Raw genomic sequence first — 19,174 nt, 5'->3', positions numbered from 1 at the left:
TGCGCCAAGATCGGATCCGTCCGCTGATCCGACCTGGAGGACGAGAGTTCCGGTGGATTCCCCCGGCACGGCAGAACTGTGCAGAGTCACGATCGTCGCCCCCCGGCGCCGCATCGACGTTTCCCTTCCCGCCGACGTGCCGCTCGCGCACATGCTTCCGACCCTGCTGCGCGCCGCGGGCGAGGACCTCGCCGACGCGGGCCTCGCGCACTCGGGCTGGGCGCTGCAACGGCTCGACGGCAACCCGTTCGACGCGTCCCAGACCACGGCGGCGCTCGGCGTCCGGGACGGCGACATCCTCTACTTCCGGCCGCGGATGGCGCAGCTTCCGGAGATGTCGTTCGACGACGTCGCCGACGTCATCGCCACCGGCATCCGGGAGCGCTCGGACCGCTGGCGGCCCGCCACCACCCGCTCCTTCGGCCTCGCCGCCGCCGCCGTCGCGCTGCTCGCGGCGGCGGCCGTGATCGCGTTGTCCGGACCGCCGTGGATCGTTCCGGCCGCCGCCGCCGGGGTCGTCGCCCTGGTCGCCGTCGTCGGCGCGACGGTGCTGTCGAGGGCGTTCGCCGACTCCGGCGCGGGCGTGGTGCTCGGCTACGCGGCGCTCCCGCACGCCTTCCTCGCCGGGCTGCTCGCCCCCGCCCGCAAGGGCCTGGAACTGTCCGAGCTCGGTGCCCCGCACCTGCTCGCCGGGTTCGGCGTGACGACGCTCGTCGCCGTCATCGCCACGTTCGCCATCGCCGACGCCAAGCCGGTGTTCCTCGGGGTGGCGTTCGCCGCGTTCGTCGGCACGGCCGCGTCCGGCGCCGGGCTCGCCGCCGGCGACCTGCCGCCCGCCGGGATCGCCGCGGTCGCCGCGGTGGTGGTGATGATGTTCCTCGCGGCGGTGCCGTCGCTGTCGTTCAAGCTGGCGCGGGTGCCGCTGCCGCCCGTCCCGTCCAGCGCGGAGGAACTGCGGAGCGACACCGAGACCGTGGACGGCCGGCAGGTGCTCGCCCGCACCGCCGCCGCCGACCGCTTCTCCACCGGTCTCATCGCCGCCATCGCGCTCTGCGCGGCCGGGGCGATGCTGTTCATGTTCGCCGACGACGGCTGGGCGGCCACGACGACCAGCGGCGTGATGGGCACCTCGCTGCTGCTGCGCGCCCGCGTGTTCCGCGGCGTGACGCAGCGCGCCTGGATGCTCTGCTCCGGCTTCCTCGGTCTGGTCCTCACCAGCGTCGGCCTCGCCGTGCACGGCGGCCAGGCCACGGCGCTCGCCGCGGCGCTGGTACCGCTGCTGGCCATCGCCGGGATCGTCCTGTCGGTCACGCTGTGGCTGCCCGGCCACCGGCCGAGCCCGTTCTGGGGCCGGGCCGGCGACATCCTCGACGTGATCGTGATGCTCTGCCTGATCCCGCTGGCGCTCGCGGTGCTGGACGTCTACTCCCGCGTCCGCGGGCTGGCCGGGTGAGGCGCTGATGCAGAGCCGGCGGGATCTCTACGAGGCGCACCGCCTGATGACGCAGCGGGTCGGGCTGGCCCTGCTGCAGGGCGAGCCCGACACCGCCGAGTCGCCGATGCGGCGCCTGGCGGTCGGCGCGTTCGCGGGCGTCATGGTCGCGTTGCTGGTCGTCGCGATCTTCGGCATCTGGGGCCTGCTGTCGCCCGGCGGCGCCAAGGGCCTGGACGAGCCCGGCAAGCTCATCATCGAGAAGGAGACCGGGACCAAGTACATCTACGACGCCGGCACCGGCAAGATGTTCCCGGTCGCCAACTACGCCTCGGCGCTGCTCGCGCTGGAGTCCGACGGCCCCGAGCGCCGCACCGTCTCGCGCAAGTCCCTCGCCAGGTTCGAGCGCGGCCCGATGATCGGCATCGCGGGCGCGCCCGACTCCCTGCCCGACCGCGGCCGGCTCGTCCGCGGGCCCTGGTCGGTGTGCGTCCGCGACGCCGCCGCCGGCAACGGCCTCAAGAACGCGTTCACCGCCCTGGCCGCCGGACGGTCGGTCGGCGGCCGCGGGCTCGGCGACACCGAGGCGCTGGTCGTCCAGAACGGGGGCACTCCCTGGGTCATCTGGAAGGACCACCGGATGCAGCTCACCGTCCCGCTCGACCAGGTGCCGGTGCTCACCAACGGCCCCGAGGCCGCCGAGGTCCCCTCCACCTGGCTGAACGCGATCCCGTCCGCGGGGAGCTTCGGTGCCCCGGCCGTCCCGCAGCGCGGCCGCGACGTCTCCGGCCCGGCCCGCCGCCCCGCCAAGGTCGGCCAGGTGTTCAAGGCCGAGACCGGCGCGGGCGGCCAGGCCCTCTGGTACGTCATGCTCGCCGACGGGCTCTCCCAGATCAGCGAGACCCAGGCGCAGCTGCTGCTGCGCGACCGCGACACCGTCCGCGCCTACCCCGGCGGGCAGGCCCGGCCGCTGCCCACCGACGTCCCGTCCGCGCAGCAGATCACCTCGCGGACCCGGCTGCTGGACGGCAACCTGCCGCCGACGCTGCCGAAGTTCGCCGCCTGGGACCGGAGCACCCCGCTGTGCTCGGTGTTCCCCGTCGGCTCCGCCTCGGCGCGGCTGACCCTCGGCGGCTCGCTGCCGCCGCCCACGGCCGGTTCCCTGGGCGCCGGGTCGGCGGGGTCGTCCGGGACGGTCGACCAGATGGTGCTGCCGCCCGGCGGGGCCGCGCTGATGAGCCTCGTCCCCGGCGGCGACGCCCCCGCGGCGGGCGGGGGCTCCGGGTCGCTGTCCCTCGTGAGCGACCAGGGCGTCCGCTTCGCGCTCCCTTCGGCGGACGTTGCGAAAAAACTGGGTTACGACGCGAAGAAGGCCGCGCCCGTGCCGTCCAGTGTGATCCATCTCATTCCGGCCGGTCCGGCACTCGACCCGACGCTGGCCCGAAAACCCCTTCCCACGTCGCGGGGCTGACCGTCCCCTCAGGGTGACCCGGGTCACACTGCGCGGCGATATCAGGCGGAACCGCAAGATCCCCAAGTGCGTCGACATAAAGGGGACAGAGACCTATGATCATTAACATTTCGCGGCGCAGGCCGGCCCTCGGCTGCCTGTGCGGAGGCTCCCGCCGTTTTCGCGGGGCCTGACCCGAACTCGCACACGGAGGTGACACTGTGGGTGGAACGTCCGCAGTCGACAGAAGCGCAATGCAGCAGGCCTCGACCCGGATCGAGGAGTCCGCGGGCGTCGTCAAGGGCTTGCAGGACAGGCTCGAAGGCCACAAGGCCGAACTGATGTCCGGCTGGGAAAGCACGGCCGCGGTGTCCTTCAGCAAGATCTTCAATGAGTTCCAGACCGACATGACGAACGTCCGGGCCGCGCTCGAGGGCATGCACGAGAAGCTCGCGCACACCAAGATCGTCTACGAGGCGACGGAGCAGGAGCAGAACGACGCGGTCAACAAGATCAACGCGCTCCTGAACGGCACCACCTGATCGTGGCCGTACCCGCCGCCCCTCCCACTGCGAAGGACTCATGACGTGAGCGACTCCTACACTTTCGCGAACTTCCCCAAAATGCAGCAGGCGGAGGCCGACTTCTCCCTGGCCTACCGCGCCCTCCTCGACGAACTGCACGACCTCGAGTCGGAACTGGAGAAGAACCTCAGCCGCTGGGAAGGCGATGCCCAGGGCGCCTACTGGACCTTCAAGGCCGAGTGGGACAAGTCCGCCGCGCACATCGGCCAGGTGCTCGCCCAGCTCGGCATCGTCATCGGCGAGGCCCACAGCAACTACAGCAACGCCGAGCGCAAGAACCAGGGCATCTGGGGCTGACTCGACCTCGTCGCACGTGCCGACCTTGTGCGGGCCTCCTAGGAGATCCGCGCGGCGGGCGCGTCCGGCGTTGAGGGGCCACTCGCCAGGAGGATGAGCAATGGGCCAGTACAACCTGCCGCCTGAGACACTCGCGAAGATCTACTACCCCCGCACCGTCACCAACGCCGATGGCACGGTGACCACGAAGGAGTACGGGTTCACCCAGGCGGAGTGGGACAGACTTCCCGAGCAGACGCAGCGGAACTACTACTACGAGTACAGCGTCGGTGCCGGGAAGCCGTCGGACCCGGCCAACCGGCTTCCTCGTACGAACACTCCCGACGGCGAGTGGGGCTTTGAAGCAGGGAAGGGGTACGAAGTCGACCCCGAGGAACTGCGGAGGCTCGCCGGCCAGATGAACAGCAAGTTCACGGCCTGGGAGGCGAAGCTCAAGAAGGTCTCCAGGGTCAACATCACCAAGGCGAGCCTCGGCAACATCGAGGGCGGCGAACAGTTCGAGGAGCTCGCGGGCCAGACTCGCGACGGCTTTGGAACCTACCTCAACGACATCACGGCCGCGTACAAGGGCGTGATCGCGAAGCTGACGGCCACCGCGGACGCCTACGACGTCGCTCACGGCAAGACCGTGCAGGCGGTCAACCAAGCCAACCCCGGCGGCAACGCCAACTTCACGTAAGAGCCAAGGGGAGGACGGGGAAGACCGATGGGCGGGCCCAAGAACCCCGAGTACTACGTCATCCGCGGCAGCAGCCAGTGGGCGGCGCCGAACATCTCGGGCAACAGCTTCGACGACGTCAAGAAGAAGCTGACGAGCATCAACTCCGAACCGGTGGGCACCGCGGCGGCCACGTACAAGGACGCCGCGGAGGCTCTCGCGGAGATGACCATCGAGCTGCGCGGGTTCGCGCAGACGCTGGTCAAGCACTGGAAGGGCGACGAGGCGCAGAAGGCCCTCGACCAGCTCGAACAGGTGCAGACGACCGCCGTCGGACTCTCCAACAGGAGCCACGAGACCGCGACGGTCTACACCTGGTACAAGACCAAGATCCTCGACTGGTACAAGCAGGCCGGCAAGGACGCCGACGACGGCTGGTTCCACACCGGCAGCGACGACAAGGCGGCCCGCGAGCTGTTGCAGCGGTTCGTCAACCGCACCGGCGAGGCGTACAACGCGCACCCGGCCCAGATCGACAAGGATCTGCCGACGTCCAGCCGAGGCGGTTTCGGTGACACCCCGCCGGGCGGCACCGGGGGCATCCCGCCGGGCGGTGGAATCCCGGGTGGTGGTCCCGGCGGCATCCCCGGCGGCGGTGGTGGAATCCCGGGTGGCGGTCCGGGTGGCTTCGGCGGCGTCAAGGGGGCCGGTTTCGGTGCCGATGGCGGCGGCCTGCCCCACGGCGGAGCCGGTTCTCCATCCGATCCGTTCGGCAACTACAAGAACGATGGCCCGCACCTGAACCCCGGCGAGCCTGGAAGCGGCTCGTTCCCCGGCAGCGGCGGCAGCGGTAGCGGCGGCCCCGGCTCGTTCCCCGGTGGTTCGCACGGCGTTCCCGGGAGCGGTGTTCCGGGGCACGGTGTTCCAGGGCATGGCGCTCCGGGGCACGGCGGCTCGGTCCCGCACGGCGGTCCCGGCCCGTTCGACGGGAGCAACGGCAAGACCGAGCTGTCCGGCCTTCCCGGCGGCGGCGGTGCCGGGCTCGGCGGCGGCCCCGGCGGCGGCGCCGGTGGCTTCGGCGCCGACCCCGGCGGCCTCGGCGGAGGTTCCGGTGGGCTCGGTGCCGGTCCGGGCGGTCTCGGCAGCGCGGGCGGCATGGGCGCGGGCTCTGGCGCGGGCGCCGGCGGCATGGCCTCGCGCGCGAGCATGCCCGGAGCCGGCGGCATGCCCATGGGCGGCATGCCGATGGCGCCCGGTGGCCACGGCGGCCAGGACAAGCAACCTCGCACCCGCGAGACCTGGCTGAGCGAGGAGGAGAACATCTGGGGAGCCGACGACGAACACGCTCCCCCGGTGGTCGGGCATATGCCGGACAACGGGAGCGTGTGAGAGGGCGGACGGGGCGTGGCCCCGTCCGCCTTTCCGGCCGGGATGGGGATGACGACGGATGCGACGGTCAGTGCGAGTGGCGGCGGCGGTCCTCGCGGTCGGCCTGGCCGCGGCACCGGTGACCGCGGCGCGTGCGGCGGCCGTCCCCAAGGACGAGTGGTGGTTCGAGTCCTGGGGCATCACGACCGACGTCTGGCCCATCACCAAGGGCGCCGGAGTGACGGTCGCCGTCATCGACACCGGGGTGAACGCGTCCCTCCCCGACCTGAGCGGCGCTGTCCTCCCCGGCACGGACGTCGCCACGTCGAGTGACGACGGCCGGCAGGACCACGACCGGGCGGAGGGCCACGGGACCGCGATGGCGAGCCTCATCGCCTCCCGCGGCACCAAGTCCGGCTTCATGGGGATAGCGCCGGAAGCGAAGATCCTGCCGATCTACTCGCCGGGCGTGACGCCGGACATGACGTCCAAGGCGATCCGCTTCGCCGTGGACCACGGCGCCAAGGTCGTGAACATCTCGCAGGGCAGCACGTCCGGCGGCATGTTCCCGAACCACTGCCCGCCGAAGCTGCTCGACGCGGTCAAGTACGCCGAGAGCAAGGACGTGGTGATCGTCGCGTCCGCCGGGAACGAGGGCGGCGGTGCCAACGCGGTGACGTATCCGGGCTCATGCCCCGGGGTGCTCGCGGTCGGCGCCGTCGACCACCAGGGCAGGCCGTGGGCACAGACCCAGCGCCAGGACTACGTGACCGTCGCCGCACCCGGCGCGGGCGTCGGCGGAATCGGCAAGTCCGGGCACGTCTACACCACCGGCGAAGGCACGAGCCAGGCGTCCGCGCTGACCGCGGGCGCCGTCGCGCTGGTGCGCGGCAAGAACCCGGAGATGACGGCGCGGCAGGTCGTCCAGCTCATCACGAACACAGCCAAGGACTTCGGGGAGCCGGGCCGGGACGACCAGCTCGGCTACGGCGTGGTGAGCATTACGCGGGCCCTCAAGCAGCGCGTTCCGGTGGACGCGCCGAACCCGGTCTACGAGCGGCTGGACAAGGCGGCCGTGAAGCCGGCCCCTGGGTCCGGGGCGTCCTCGCCGAAGGCGAAGGAGAAGGACTCCGGCTCGGCCCTGCCACTGGTGATCGGCGGGATCGTGGTCGTCGCCGTCATCGCCGTGGCCGGTGTCGTCCTGCTCCGGCGCCGCCGCCGGCCGGCGCCGCCCGTCCCGGGACCTGCGTACTTCGGCGGCTCGCAAGGAGCACCACCCTACGGTGCGCCGCCCCAAGGTGCCCCGCCGCTCCAGCCGAACCGCGACGGGATGCCTCCGCCGCAGTGACATTCCGGCCGGTTCACGGGGTACGGCATTTCTTGCAGGCCGCGAGCGAGGCGGCGACATTCCGGCCGAACGCGATGACCGCCTCGCGGACCTGAGCCTTACCCAGTGGACGGGCCTTTCCCGGATCCGTGACCCCGTCCCGGTCGAGCGGGTATTCGGCCCCCTGGAACTCCAGTGAAATGACGGCGTTCTGCAGCCGCACCGACATCGACGCCGTTCCACTCTCCCGGAGAGCCGTCTTGGCCGTGCGGTGATGGACGAACGCCTCGTCGCCGATGCCGGACAGCCGTTCGGGGGCCTCGTTGTGCATCGACCCGATCGAGTCCGTCATTGTTCCCGCGCTGGAACTGCGCCAAGCCGCGCCGTACTCGTCCGTGGCCTTGGTGAGGGCCGAGGCGTCCCGGTACAACCGGACGGCGATGTGCAATTGCCGGGACACCACCGTCTTCGCCCCGGACGCGCTCATGGGTTCGCTCCACGTGCACGAAACGTATTGCTCGGGCCCGGAGAGAACCCAGCCACCGTCCTGTGTCGGCTTCTCAGTGCGCGGCAGGTAGCGGCTCATCAGCGCTTCACCAGGGCCGGGACACGCCGCCGGAAGCGTCGCGAAGAACGGTTCGGCGGCGGGTTTCGGGGACGACCCGCCGAAGGCCAGGACGCCTCCCCCCACCACGAGCACCGCGGCCCCCAAAGCAGCCGCGACCACCACACGCGGCTTTTTCCAGACCCCACCGGACTCCGAAGTCCGTTGACGTGTCTCGGGCTGAAGGAATGGTGCCGAGGGCTGGGCGGGTTCGTCGTGAGCGACTTCGGGCGCCGACGGTCTATCCGACCCGTCCAACTGCTGGTCGGGCGCCACGAACTCCGGACGTGACCCATCGGACAAGGCCGAGCCCCCAATACCCCGCTGAACGATGCGAGAAGAACACCAAAGCCGCACTCACGGATGATCTTAGAACCGATCGTCCTAGCGGGCGTACTCAGGCAGTGGCCGGGTGCTCCGGGCCCGCATCCGGCGTTCCACTGCGCCGGCCGCCTTCACCAGCGGCAGGCGGGCGGCGACGTCACGGACGCGCCGGCCGCCTTCGGTCCTGGGCACCATGAGGCGAACGTTGGGGCCGATCTGCTGCTTCTTGCCGACCAGCGGGCGGTGGGCGGCGTCATAGCGGGCGAAGGCGACGCGGTGGTCGCCGTTCGCGGCGGCGAGTTCCCCGGCGAGGAGGTAGGCCCCGACGATGGCCAGTTCCGCGCCCGCGCCCGAGGCCGGGGACGCGCACCAGGCGGCGTCGCCCGCGAGCACGACGCGCCCATTGGACCAGGAGTCCATCCGCACCTGGCCCAGGGCGTCGAAGTAGAAGTCGGGGTCGGCGAGGGCCGTGCCGAGCAGTTCCAGGGTCCGCCAGGACGTGTCCGCCCCGAACACCCCGCTGATCAGGCGCTTGTGCTCGGCGACGTCCCGGTGGTCGTACTCCAGCGGCGCGGAGCGGAAGATGAAGTACGCCTTGGCCTGGGCGTGGTTGCCGGAGCGGTAGATCCCGGTCATCCTGCCCGGCGTGTTGAACATCGTCACCCAGCGGTCCTCGCCGAGCGAGGCGTCGGCGTCGGCGAAGGCGAAGTAGTGGTCCTTGAACCGGACGAACCGCTCCTCGGGGCCGAAGGCGAGCCGGCGGACGTTGGAGTGCAGGCCGTCGGCACCGACCACCAGATCGAAGCGGCGTGCGGGCGCGTGCTCGAAGGCGACCGTCACGCCGTCGTCGTCCTGCTCCAGGGCATCGATGGAGTCACCGAGAAGGATCTCCACGTCGGTCATCTCGCGCAGCAGGGCCACCAGGTCGCCGCGCATGATCTCGACGGAGGACGGGTCGCGGATGTCGATCCGGGCGACGGCCCGGTCGGCGGCGTCGACGAACTTCATGCCGTGGACGTCGGTGGCCAGCGCGCTGACCCGTTCCATGATTCCCATCCGCCGGAGCACCTCGGCGGCGTTGTCGCGCACGTCCACGCCGTTGCCGCCGGAGCGCGGCGCCGGGGCCCGCTCGACCACGGTGGGCTTGAAGCCGTACCGGGTCAGCCAGTGGGCGAGGGTCAAGCCGGCGATGCTCGCGCCGGAGATCAGGATCCGATCGTTCACGGGAGGTTCCCTCGCGCTAGGATAAGTGAAATACACGTTCCAGTTAATTATGTGGAAGGAGCGTTCCAGTTGTCAACGCCCGCCGAGTCCCGGCGCCGGGCCGACGCCGTCCGCAACCGCAGGCTCGCCCTGGACGCGGCCACCGCGCTTCTGGCCGAGCCGGGCGCGTCCCTCACCGTCGAGGCCATCGCCAAGAAGGCGGGCCTGGGGGCGGCGACCGTGGTGCGCGCCTTCGGGGGCAAGGACGCGCTCATGGACGCGGCCGTGTCCCGCCTTCTCGAACCGGTGGTGCAGCGCGCCCGCGACCTGCTCGCCGAGACCGCGCCGACACGGGCTCTGCGCGTCTTCCTTCGCGAGCTGATCGCCTTCCAGGTCGAGCACCACGCCATCGGCGATCAGCTGGGCGGCCTGGACCTGCCCGTCACCACGGCCCTGCGCGCCGGACTCGTCCGAGCCGTCGAGGAGATGATCGAAGGGGCACGCCGCGACGGCACCGTGCGCACCGACATCGACCCCGCCGTCATCACGACTCTGATCGGCGAGACGGCCTTGGCGGTCGCTCGCGCCGGGCCCGCGTCGCCAGAGCTCGCCGACGCCTATCTCACCGTCCTGCTGGACGGCCTCCGCCCCGCCTCCTGACAGCCTCGCTCTCGGCGTCGGCCTTTCGGGTCGTCCTTAACTGGCCGAAAGTGCGGGTGTTTCTCCCGAGGCGCAGGGAAAGCCGTGGCCCATCACCCGAGTGTGCCCGATAATGTGGTTTGTGTCCGCATCCGGTCACATATTTGATTGTGTTGATGTTGGATTGTGTTGTTTCGTGTCCTGCTGTGACTGAGATTTCTTCGCTTGACGAGAAGTTGGGAGCGGGATGTGAACACTGCCGGTGACTTTGAGCAGGTCAGATTAGACGTTCACCCGACACGGGACCGTGGACGGCGGTGGATCGCCGCCGTGGTCGCCGTCCTGACCGGGCTGGCGGCAGTGGTCATGAGCGTGACGCTCCCCACCACGGTGGCGCAGGCCGTGAACGGCGACGGCACGTCGCCCTTCGCCTCGTACAACATGCACGGTTCCGACAACGGTTTGACCTGGCGGTCGGAGGTCCAGCGGCTGGCCGCCGACCACGCGGTGGTGGCGATTCAGGAAGCCGGTAGCGGGCCGCCCCTGCCCCGCGAGGACAACCGGGCCAACTTCCGGCAGATCCGCCTCACTCCGAACCGCTCGCCCTTTCCCAGTACCGTCACGCGGGTGACCTGGCCGGCCGGCCCGAACGGCAGCGACCGCTGGGTGTACTTCCTGCAAACCGACCCCCGCAGGGTCGGCGAATCGGGCCTGGACACCTGGGACGGCGGCCAGATCAACTTGGCGACGGTCACCGATTCGCAGGCCGACGAGGTCCGCGTGCTGGAGAACCCGGCCTACGACCCCGACCCCGACGCCCCGGGCAACCGTTACCGAGCGCGCCCCCTGCTCGGTCTGCGGTTCGGGAACACCTGGTACTGGAACATTCACGCCCGTGGCGGGGACGTGCAAGGACTGCTCAACCAGGTTCGGCAGTTCGCGGCCGCGGACGGGCGGAACTGGGTCGTGGTCGGCGACTACAACGTGAACATCCTCCGCAATGACGACACCGAGGCCCGCGGGTCGCTGCACCTGAACGACGACGAGACACTGGTTCGCACCGGACAGCCGACGTTCATCAACGGCAACAACCCGAGCGAGCTGGACTACGCGATCGTGCACGGCCTGACGGGATTCACCGCGACGAGTCCGGGCGGCGCCGGATCGGACCACGTGCCCGTGCGCTTCGCCCGGACGCCACCGGTGAACCATGCGCCGACACCGTCCCACGTCTTCAGCACCGTGCTGGCCACCCCGTCCGGCCGCCTGCTCCAGGAGAACGCGGACCGCACGATCGGTGTGGGGGACGCCCGTTACGACAACAACCAGACCTTCCAGATGTTCACCACCGACGCGCTCACCCATTACCTCCAGAACGTGGGTACCGGAGACTGCGTCGCCGCCGAACCGGACGCCCGCCGGGACGCGTCCTCACGGATCGTCGCCGCCGCCTGCGACGACCCCCGAGCCCACTGGACGATCAGTCACCTTGAGGACGATCCGGGAGTCAACGACGACAACGGCGGGCCGCAGCGCTGGCAGAACGTGGCCTTCCCCGGTCTCTGCCTGACCCCGTCCGACACGTCGGTGAGCGCGGGACCGTGCACCGAGGACGCCGGCCAGCGGTGGTGGGACAGCCCTTCGTTCCCACCCCGGGACTGGCAGACGACCAGCACGAACGTGCGGCTCGAATCGGCTTTTCTCGGAGGCCGGATCGCGCGGCGGGGCGGAGTCGCCAACACCCATGTGTGGACCAAGCCCACGCCGCCCAAGTCCTGGTGGATCTACTGGTGGCTGTTCGAGTGGCGGGACTTCGGCTGGAATATCCAGAAGCTCAGCCGGGATGACAACCTGGTCAGGCTCCAGAGCCTGGAGAACGGCCAGTATTGCCTGGGCACCTGGGACGAGCACGCCACCAAGAAGACGGACGCCATGCTCCAGGAGTGCGACGCCCCCCGCGGTGTCAAGGGAGCCGGTCAGCGCTGGCTGGCCGAGAGCTACGCCGACGGGACCATCCGGTACCGGAACGAGGCGAACCACCTGTGCCTGCTCGCTCCTGACGGCGACACCGGCGACGTCACCCTTTACGAGTGCCAGGACATCCCAGCCGAACGCTGGAGCGTGGTGACTCCCTGACCCGCAACGTTGAGGGCCCCTGACCTGTCCCAGGTCAGGGGCCCTCTCCCGCGGCCGTCTTCACGCGCCGCCGACACCGCGAGGATGCAGGGGCGATACACCGGGAGCCGTCAATGGACGTCACCGTGGGGGAGCGTGCCGCCCGTGGCCATCCGGGCGTCCATCAGTTAGGCGCTGGGGCCGTTGCAGAAGTATCAGACGCGGTGAGAAATACACGCCGACCACCTGTGGGAGCACCGGCTCACCGCTCCGACCGCTTGCCGAGAATCCCCGTCATACTTACTCTTCAGCGGCTCTGTCGTCGCCCTTGTTCGTGGCTGATGACATGCCGTTAACCGCCCCCGAATTATGCCCTATCATCGCTGGCTCGACGGTAATGCCGGGCCATTGTTTCGGGTTCGGTGTCAGCAGTGCTTCGGCTTGGCGCCCAGGAGCTTGATGTAGTGGGCGGAAACGTAGCCGACCCCGCTCCAGTTGTCGTTGTGGGTCGGGTCCAGCTGATACCAGGTGGTGTTCCCGTAGACGCCCTGACCCTTGACATAGCACTTGAGCGCGAGGATGTTCCCGTTGTTGTAGGAGCCTTCCTTGGCCGACTTGGTGGTGGGCTTGGCCCGGATCGCCAGCGGCGACGGGGCGGTGACCTTGCCCTTCACGTACGCGGCGGCACCGCCCGCCGGCGTGGCCGTGTCGGCATTCGCGGCCGACATCGCGGCACCACCGGCGAGAATCGCGCCCACAGTGGCCGCCACCGTCAAGAAACGCTTCATCGTGATCACCTTTGCCCTCTGGAAGCGGCCCCCCTGGCCGCTCTCTGTATGGTGAGATCAACGGGACGGCCGCGAAGTTCGACCGAAGCCGAATTTTTTTCATCTGGCGCTCTCTTCGCACGTGAACGCGGCCAAGTCGCCCAAAGTCACCGTTTTTCCACCAGCGGTCGGCCGGACGACGCCATGCCGCCCGGTCGCGGCGGACGCCGGTACCGGCGTCGGGTCGCCGACTCCGGCACTGACCAGGGAAGTCACGTCTATTGACCTAATCCCACGGGTAGCACCCCTTGCGGTGTGGCAGCGCGAGACAACGGTGGGAGCCCTGCTGTGAAGTTCCTCTTCGAGGACGCGTCCTTCTCCTTGGAAACCTTGCGTACCGCGTCCTTCGCCCCCTACGGAGGAGCCGACCTGGGCGAGGTGATCGTCACCGCCGGAGCGATTCCCGACGGGGACGAGGACGCCTGGTACCGGGAGTGGCGGGCGACCGCCGCCCGGGTCCACGAACTGGGGGACAGGGCACTGGCCGCCGGGCACCGCGTCAGCGGGCGGGAGGCCCTGCTGCGGGCGTCGAACTACTACCGGACTGCCGACTTCTACCTGCGCGACGATCCGTTCAACGACGTCCGCGTCAAAGAGCTGTCGGGCCTCGCGCGCGGCACGTTCGCGGCCGCCGCCGAGCACATGGACAGTCCCGTCGAGCCCGTCGTGATCCCCTATGAGGAGACCACCCTGCCCGGCTACCTGTTCCTGGTGGACGACTCGGGCACGCCGCGTCCGACCGTGGTGTTCACCAGCGGATTCGACTCGATCCTCCAGGAGGCGTACTTCGCCGTCGCGGCGGCGGCGCTGCGCCGCGGTTACCACTGCCTGGCCTACGACGGCCCAGGCCAGGGCGCCGCGCTCCGCGAGCAGCGCCTGTTCTTCCGGCCCGACTGGGAAGCGGTCATCACACCCGTCCTGGACTACGCCCTGGCCCGTCCGGAGATCGACCCCGACCGCGTCGTCCTGTACGGCTACAGCTTCGGAGGCCACCTGGTCCCCCGCGCCGCCGCCTTCGAGCACCGCGCCGCCGCGCTCGTCCTGGACGACGGCCTCTACAGCTACTTCGACGCCTCCACCCGGATGTACCCGCCGTGGTTGCTCCAGTGGATCCTGGACGGCCGGGACACCGACGCCGAGCACGTCCTGTCGATGCTGATGACGGTCAACACCGCCATGCGCTGGGCACTGCGCAACGGCGTGTGGACGTTCGGCGCCGACTCGATCCCCGACTACGTCCGCCGTTCCCGGCCCTACACCCTCGACGGTGTCGTCCAGCGGATCACCACCCCAGCGCTGATCTTCGACCCGGACGACGACCTCTTCTTCAAGGGCGAGCCCGCCCGGCTGCACCAGGCGCTCGGCGACTCCAGCACCCTCATCACCCTCCCCTCGGCCGAGGGGCTCGGCGAGCACTGCAGTTACGGCGGCCGTTCCACCCTTCACCAGTGCATGTACGACTGGCTCGACCAGACCCTCTGACCCGTCCCGGCGGACGGGCCTGCGGCCGGGTTTGGGAACGTCCCAAGCGCGCGCGGGCCAGGCGCGCGGAGATGGCGACGGCTCAAGGGTTGGACCCAGCGAAGGCACGGTGACCAGGGCGTATACCCCGCCGCCGTCTCCCGGCATGACGTTCGGAGGGGCGTCACCCGCAAACCTGACTTGCCGGATGAGGTCACAGTGAGTAGCCGAGTAAACGCCTGGCTTATCTTCTGGGTGACCGCCAGACACCCCTCCTCCCGAGAAGGAGCCGCCTGTGTCCGCGTCGCCCCAGACCGCAGGCTCGACCTGGATCCAGACCGACCCGCTCACCTTCGGCCACGCCCTCGCCGGCGGTGACCGGGTCTTCGAGAAGATCTCCGACGTCCCGGACATCACGATTCCGTTCCCCGGCGTGTGGGAAGTCGCCTACAACGCCCGCCCGATCATCGAACCCTCGACCGCCGCGCCGGTGTACGTCATCACGGCGCTGTACAAGAACGGCGTGCGCATCGCCGGCAGCGAGGCGGTGACCGGCATCGCCGGCCCGAACCAGGTCTTCCAGGCCACCGCCGGGCAGACGATCCTGCACAAATTCGCCGCCGGGGACGTCCTGACGCTCCACGCGGCCCGCCTGGAACAGAGGGGCAAGGCCACCCTCGCCAGCAACGACGACGGCCGCACCGGAATCGCGCTCCACTGGGTGGACCCCGGCTTCTAAGCGCCGGCGTGAGGGGAGGCGGGACGGACAGCGCGAGAAAGCCACATCCGCCCCGCCTCCCCGCCACGCACACCCCTACCCACGCGACCGATGGGGCCGCGTCGAACCTTTCGGGCCGCGCGGCGGAACGGCGTGCTGGAGCCGGCCGCCGGTGACCGCGTCCGGGCCCGTCCGGTCACCGCCCGGCGCGGCGCGCGAGGCTCTGGCAATCTGTGGCAAACCCCGGCGCGGGTCGAGCCGCCTGGATACAACCTGGGGTATGCCCGCTCCCATCTCGTCCTCGGCGCAGGCGGCCCGGCAACGTCTCGCCGACCAGCTCCGCGAGATCCGCGAGGACGCCGCCCTGACCGGCCGCGAACTCGCCCGCCGCGCGGGCTGGACGGCCGGAGTCGCGAAGGTCTCCCGGATCGAGCACGCGCACCGGCCGATCTCGGTCGAGGACCTCCGCATCTGGTGTCGAGTGTGCGATGTCCCCGAGGGCCGCACGGCCGAACTCCTCGCCGAACTACGTGCGGTCGCCAATGTGTGGGCGACCCATCGCCAGCTCAACCGGGGTGGGCTCAAGGGCCGCCAGGAGCAGTTGCGTGACAAGTACTGGCGTGTGCGGAGGCACCGCGTCTATCAGACCAAGGTCATTCCGGGCCTGCTCCAGAGCAGGTCCCTTGCCACCGCCTATCTGACACAGGTGCGCCAAGAGCAGGGCCTTGCCGTAGACGACGTGGCCGAGGCCGTCGAGGCCCGCATGCAGCGGCAGCGCTGCCTGGGCCGGCCGGACGCGGTGTGGCTGTTCCTGCTGGAGGAGGACGTCCTTTGGTACCGGCCCGCCCCCGCATCGGTCCACCGTGAGCAGTTGCGGCGCTTGACCGCGATTCTGGGTCAGCCGAACGTGTCGTTGGGTGTCATCCCCCGCGACGTCGACCGGCGCGGAGTGTCCCCCGACGAGTCGTTCACGATGTCGGAACTTCCCGACCGCGTCCTTGTCACCGTTGAGCTGGTGTCCGGCGACCTCACCCTCACGCAGCCCTACGAAACACGGCTGTACGCCGAAGCGTGGGACCGCCTGTGGTCCCTGGCGGTCCACGGCGACGCGGTGCGGACGCTCGTCGACCGGGCACTGGAATACCTCCCTGGCGATTCTTGACGGGGCGACACCGGCTGGCGAAGGTCGGTGATTGACCGATTCCGAAGCGTGAGGGGTGCGTGGTGGGCAGTCTCGATTTCGTGGGCGGTGGCGGTTCCGGTGACGAGGAGTGCCCGGCCGTCCACCGTGACCCGCTCACCGGAGATTTCTATCTGGTCGGCCGGCGCGTGACCGACACCGAGATCATCGACGGCCTGCGTGATCATCTGGCGGTCGCCGCCGATGAGGCGGTGATCTGGCAACCCGCCGACATGGCGGGTGCGCTGGCCGAAGCCGCGGCCGGGACCTACGAGCAGGGCCGGCAGGGGCCGGGAGAGCCGACGTTCGCCGAGCTGCTCGCGCGCACGCGACGCGGCGCGGCGCACCTGGAGATGCGCGACACCTACGAGCCCGGACACCCTGGGTTCATCGACTGGCTCAAAGGCGGATCCGGGCGCGTCGACCGTACGCCGTGGACGTCGCTGGTGGAGGGCGCTACGGCACGGGGTGTGAAGATGCGGCGGGCACGGATCGTGTCCGAGCCGCCGACCGATTACATCCGCTGGGAACACATGATCACTGACGTCAACATCGCGGCCGGCGAGGACGTGCGATGGCTGCCCCGCAGGCAGGCGTCAGACCTGATGCTCCCGCACGCCGACTTCTGGATGTTCGACCATCGCATCGTCCGGTTCCACTACAACGCCGGTGACGGGACGAGCTTGAAGGAGTACGAGTTCGTGTCCGACCCCCGGCGGGTCGCTCCGATCGTCGCCGCGTTCGAGATGGTGTGGGAGCGGGCAATTCCGCACGAGGAGTACAAGCTGGACTAGCGTCCGAGCTGCGTTGCGGCAAACAGTGGCAATCGGCTGGCTCCGTGGATTCGGTGGGTTGGATGCTCTGTGTCATCGACACAGAGCGACCCGGAGGTCCGGCTGTGGGAAAGAGCGACGAAACAGACGAGGCGATCACTGGCGACCAAGAGGAGCGGCACGGGCACGGGCAGCCTACGTTCCAGGACCTCATCAGGCGCGCCACCCGCTCGGCCGTGCACCTGGAGATGCGCGACCAGTACGGGCCGTCGCCGGGCTTCAAGGACTGGGCGGCGGGTGGATCAGGGCGCACAGACCGATCCCGTTACCTCGGCCTGGTCGAGGAAGCGGTGTCCCGTGGGGTCAGGATGCGCCGAGCCCGAATCGTGTCCGAGCCGGTCAGCGACTACATCCGCTGGGAGCACATGGTCACGGACTTGAACATCGAGGCGGGGGAGGAGGTGCGTTGGCTGCCCAGGCAACGGGCGGGCGGGATCATGCTGCCGCACACGGACTTCTGGATGTACGACCAACGCCTGGTCGCGTTCAATTTCAACGCCGGTAATGGCGATCACGTGCCTGAGTTCGAGTACACCTCAGATCCACGGCGGGTCGCTCAGGTGGTGGCCGCGTTCGAGATGGTGTGGGAGCGGGCAATTCCGCACGAGGAGTACAAGCTGGACTAGCGTCCGAGCTGTGTTGCGGCAAACAGCGGCAATCCGCTGGCTCCGTGGATTCGGTGGGTTGGATGCTCTGTGTCATCGACACAGAGCGACCCGGAGGTCCGGCTGTGGGAAAGAGCGACGAAATGAGCGAGACGGTCATCGGTGGACGCCCGGACGGCACCGAGCATCCGGACGCCTATTCGCGGCTCGGTGCGCTGATGACCCGGCTGCATGTGCACGGGATGACGACCGTGCTTCAGCGGCGCAGCCTCATCGTGATCAACGGCAAGGGGGACGGTGAGGGCGACCCGGCGCAGCCGTCCGACACCCTGACCTGCGGTCCCCGCGGGGACGACGCCGGGCGCCTGTGGTTCTTCAGCGCGTGGGGCAACCCGATCGCCGAGGCCGACGACATCGTCGGCGCGGCGGTCGCGCTGACCGGGAAGCTGCGCGTGTCGTAGACGCGTGCCGACCGTGAGAAGGCGCCGTCCCCGGACACGCCACGTCTCGCGGCCGGTGCGCCCAGGCGTCGCGCGGCTGCCGCTCCGTCCCTGCCGGCGTTGAGCGAAGCGCGCGGCCCGCACGAGCGCCGGAGTAGCGCCGGTCTCGTGCCCGCCGCCCGGCCGGTCATAGGTCACACCGCCCCCGACCGGCCGGGCGGCACCACCCTGCACCTCGAACGGAGGACCCGATGGGCGGCACCGCAGAGCGTGGGCACGGAGGGACAGGCGGCGCGGCAGGTCCCTCCGTGCCCACCTACGACGTCGAGGGCGGCGCCGGCTTCTACTTCCTCGTCGACCCCCGGACCCGCGACATCCGCGGCACCCTCGTCGACCTCGGCGACGGCTGGTGGCGCTGCCGGACACCCCGCGGCGACACCCGCGAAGTATTCGTCCCGTCCAACGTCACCGAGCCCTGGAAGAACGCGGCCGAGCGGGTGGGCGGCTCGTAAGCGTCGACACGCCGAGGAACTGGCCTCGCTCGTGAACGGACGGTTCCTCCCCTCACGGAGAGGCTGCCGCCGAACGGAGATCCCGCACGTCCCTCGCACGGGAGCCATGACCGGCGGGGACGCAGAGCCGGAGGATCTCCACGAATCCGCTCTACCGTTCTCCGTTTCGGCGAGGCCCCAGGGTATGCTGCGCAACCGGCGGGTCACTGACCCGACCCGCAGCACCCGCCCCGAGCCGTGATTCCTCTGCGGCTTTACTCTGGGTCCACATCATCCCTACAAGGGTTCGCAACCCGAAGCACGCGAGGCGTCGTGCGGCCTCATGGACTGCCGCATCATCCCTACGAGGGTTCGCAACACGCTCCGGAATTCGGGGTGCGGGGCTACGGGCTTGCGTCCGCATCGGCGCTGCGAGGGTTCGCGACTGGATCGGCTGGGGGAACAGGGCGACCTACGAGCGTCCTCGTCCCCTGTTGGCTGGACGGATGGCGCCGCCTGTGAGGGGCCCCAGAGACTCCGGACAGCGTCTGGTCGTCTGAGTTACGCTGTGGCCTTGCGGGTCAGGTACTGGTCCTCGACTTCCTGGGGAGTCTGGTA

At 69.9% G+C, this 19,174-nt stretch carries 19 protein-coding genes; 16 read left to right on the top strand and 3 right to left on the bottom strand.

The genetic code is table 11. The features are described from left to right. Positions 1-52 precede the first annotated feature (52 nt). The 7 genes from eccD (at position 53) to mycP (ending at position 7,137) form a co-directional block, all read left to right on the top strand. Entirely contained in the window at positions 53-1,453 is a 1,401-nt protein-coding gene (eccD, locus tag E1291_RS20720) for a type VII secretion integral membrane protein EccD (RefSeq protein WP_131739491.1), read from the top strand. 7 nt (positions 1,454-1,460) lie between these two features. Further along, the gene (gene eccB, locus E1291_RS20715) at positions 1,461-2,903 is read left to right on the top strand and encodes a type VII secretion protein EccB (RefSeq protein ID WP_131739490.1); all 1,443 of its coding nucleotides are present in this window, start codon (positions 1,461-1,463) and stop codon (positions 2,901-2,903) included. Positions 2,904-3,103: 200 nt separating this feature from the next. Next, on the top strand, positions 3,104-3,424 hold the full coding sequence (locus E1291_RS20710) for a WXG100 family type VII secretion target (RefSeq protein WP_278045276.1): 321 nt from the start codon (positions 3,104-3,106) through the stop codon (positions 3,422-3,424). Positions 3,425-3,469: 45 nt separating this feature from the next. Continuing rightward, on the top strand, positions 3,470-3,763 hold the full coding sequence (locus tag E1291_RS20705) for a WXG100 family type VII secretion target (RefSeq protein ID WP_131739488.1): 294 nt from the start codon (positions 3,470-3,472) through the stop codon (positions 3,761-3,763). A 100-nt stretch (positions 3,764-3,863) separates the two neighbouring features. Further along, entirely contained in the window at positions 3,864-4,442 is a 579-nt protein-coding gene (locus E1291_RS20700; RefSeq protein WP_131739487.1) for a hypothetical protein, read from the top strand. A gap of 27 nt (positions 4,443-4,469) precedes the next feature. Beyond that, positions 4,470-5,810 (top strand): WXG100 family type VII secretion target, encoded by a 1,341-nt coding sequence (locus E1291_RS44680; RefSeq protein ID WP_131739486.1) that lies wholly within the window; start codon positions 4,470-4,472, stop codon positions 5,808-5,810. 58 nt (positions 5,811-5,868) lie between these two features. Next, positions 5,869-7,137 (top strand): type VII secretion-associated serine protease mycosin, encoded by a 1,269-nt coding sequence (mycP, locus tag E1291_RS20690; protein WP_131739485.1) that lies wholly within the window; start codon positions 5,869-5,871, stop codon positions 7,135-7,137. Between the two features lie 13 nt (positions 7,138-7,150). Here the strand turns inward: mycP and E1291_RS20685 are convergent, their stop codons facing one another. Both E1291_RS20685 and E1291_RS20680 read right to left on the bottom strand, forming a co-directional pair. Next, on the bottom strand, positions 7,151-7,996 hold the full coding sequence (locus E1291_RS20685; protein WP_131739484.1) for a hypothetical protein: 846 nt from the start codon (positions 7,994-7,996) through the stop codon (positions 7,151-7,153). Between the two features lie 108 nt (positions 7,997-8,104). Further along, complete coding sequence (locus E1291_RS20680; protein ID WP_165495217.1) at positions 8,105-9,268, bottom strand: FAD-dependent monooxygenase; 1,164 nt, start codon at positions 9,266-9,268, stop codon at positions 8,105-8,107. 69 nt (positions 9,269-9,337) lie between these two features. Between E1291_RS20680 and E1291_RS20675 the strand changes: the two genes are divergently transcribed. Both E1291_RS20675 and E1291_RS20670 read left to right on the top strand, forming a co-directional pair. Next, a complete protein-coding gene (locus E1291_RS20675) occupies positions 9,338-9,907 on the top strand; it encodes a TetR/AcrR family transcriptional regulator (protein ID WP_165495216.1) in 570 nt (189 codons plus the stop codon). A 309-nt stretch (positions 9,908-10,216) separates the two neighbouring features. Beyond that, positions 10,217-12,022 carry an exonuclease/endonuclease/phosphatase family protein gene (locus E1291_RS20670; protein ID WP_207400841.1) on the top strand — a complete coding sequence of 602 codons (1,806 nt, stop codon included), beginning with the start codon at positions 10,217-10,219 and terminating at the stop codon, positions 12,020-12,022. A gap of 404 nt (positions 12,023-12,426) precedes the next feature. Here E1291_RS20670 and E1291_RS20665 read toward each other — a convergent pair whose 3' ends face one another. Beyond that, complete coding sequence (locus E1291_RS20665) at positions 12,427-12,789, bottom strand: SH3 domain-containing protein (RefSeq protein WP_131739481.1); 363 nt, start codon at positions 12,787-12,789, stop codon at positions 12,427-12,429. Between the two features lie 327 nt (positions 12,790-13,116). On the opposite strand from E1291_RS20665, the gene E1291_RS20660 reads away from it, so the two are divergent. From E1291_RS20660 to E1291_RS20630, 7 genes are all read left to right on the top strand, one after another. Beyond that, on the top strand, positions 13,117-14,310 hold the full coding sequence (locus E1291_RS20660; protein ID WP_131739480.1) for an alpha/beta hydrolase family protein: 1,194 nt from the start codon (positions 13,117-13,119) through the stop codon (positions 14,308-14,310). Between the two features lie 274 nt (positions 14,311-14,584). Beyond that, complete coding sequence (locus E1291_RS20655) at positions 14,585-15,028, top strand: hypothetical protein (protein WP_131739479.1); 444 nt, start codon at positions 14,585-14,587, stop codon at positions 15,026-15,028. 259 nt (positions 15,029-15,287) lie between these two features. Then, entirely contained in the window at positions 15,288-16,169 is an 882-nt protein-coding gene (locus E1291_RS20650; RefSeq protein ID WP_131739478.1) for a helix-turn-helix domain-containing protein, read from the top strand. Positions 16,170-16,231: 62 nt separating this feature from the next. Next, positions 16,232-16,981 (top strand): DUF6879 family protein, encoded by a 750-nt coding sequence (locus E1291_RS44055; protein ID WP_242614269.1) that lies wholly within the window; start codon positions 16,232-16,234, stop codon positions 16,979-16,981. A 104-nt stretch (positions 16,982-17,085) separates the two neighbouring features. Then, positions 17,086-17,646 carry a DUF6879 family protein gene (locus E1291_RS20640; protein ID WP_242614268.1) on the top strand — a complete coding sequence of 187 codons (561 nt, stop codon included), beginning with the start codon at positions 17,086-17,088 and terminating at the stop codon, positions 17,644-17,646. A 122-nt stretch (positions 17,647-17,768) separates the two neighbouring features. Further along, positions 17,769-18,086 (top strand): hypothetical protein, encoded by a 318-nt coding sequence (locus E1291_RS20635; RefSeq protein ID WP_131739477.1) that lies wholly within the window; start codon positions 17,769-17,771, stop codon positions 18,084-18,086. 287 nt (positions 18,087-18,373) lie between these two features. After that, a complete protein-coding gene (locus E1291_RS20630) occupies positions 18,374-18,577 on the top strand; it encodes a hypothetical protein (protein WP_131739476.1) in 204 nt (67 codons plus the stop codon). The last annotated feature ends 597 nt before the right edge of the window (positions 18,578-19,174 follow it).

The sequence above is a fragment of the Actinomadura roseirufa genome, from assembly GCF_900659635.1.
GTDB classification, from domain to species: Bacteria; Actinomycetota; Actinomycetes; order Streptosporangiales; family Streptosporangiaceae; genus Spirillospora; species Spirillospora roseirufa.
The sequence above is the reverse complement of the archived record's forward strand: the minus strand, read 5'-3'. Positions and strand labels throughout refer to the sequence as shown.

Excerpts from the sequence above, each read along its gene's own strand:
- eccB (WP_131739490.1), top strand. The coding sequence starts at position 1,461 with ATGCAGAGCCGGCGGGATCTCTACGAGGCGCACCGCCTGATGACGCAG.
- E1291_RS20700 (WP_131739487.1), top strand. The coding sequence starts at position 3,864 with ATGGGCCAGTACAACCTGCCGCCTGAGACACTCGCGAAGATCTACTAC.
- E1291_RS44680 (WP_131739486.1), top strand. The coding sequence starts at position 4,470 with ATGGGCGGGCCCAAGAACCCCGAGTACTACGTCATCCGCGGCAGCAGC.
- mycP (WP_131739485.1), top strand. The coding sequence starts at position 5,869 with ATGCGACGGTCAGTGCGAGTGGCGGCGGCGGTCCTCGCGGTCGGCCTG.
- E1291_RS20665 (WP_131739481.1), bottom strand. The coding sequence starts at position 12,789 with ATGAAGCGTTTCTTGACGGTGGCGGCCACTGTGGGCGCGATTCTCGCC.
- E1291_RS20650 (WP_131739478.1), top strand. The coding sequence starts at position 15,288 with ATGCCCGCTCCCATCTCGTCCTCGGCGCAGGCGGCCCGGCAACGTCTC.
- E1291_RS20635 (WP_131739477.1), top strand. The coding sequence starts at position 17,769 with ATGAGCGAGACGGTCATCGGTGGACGCCCGGACGGCACCGAGCATCCG.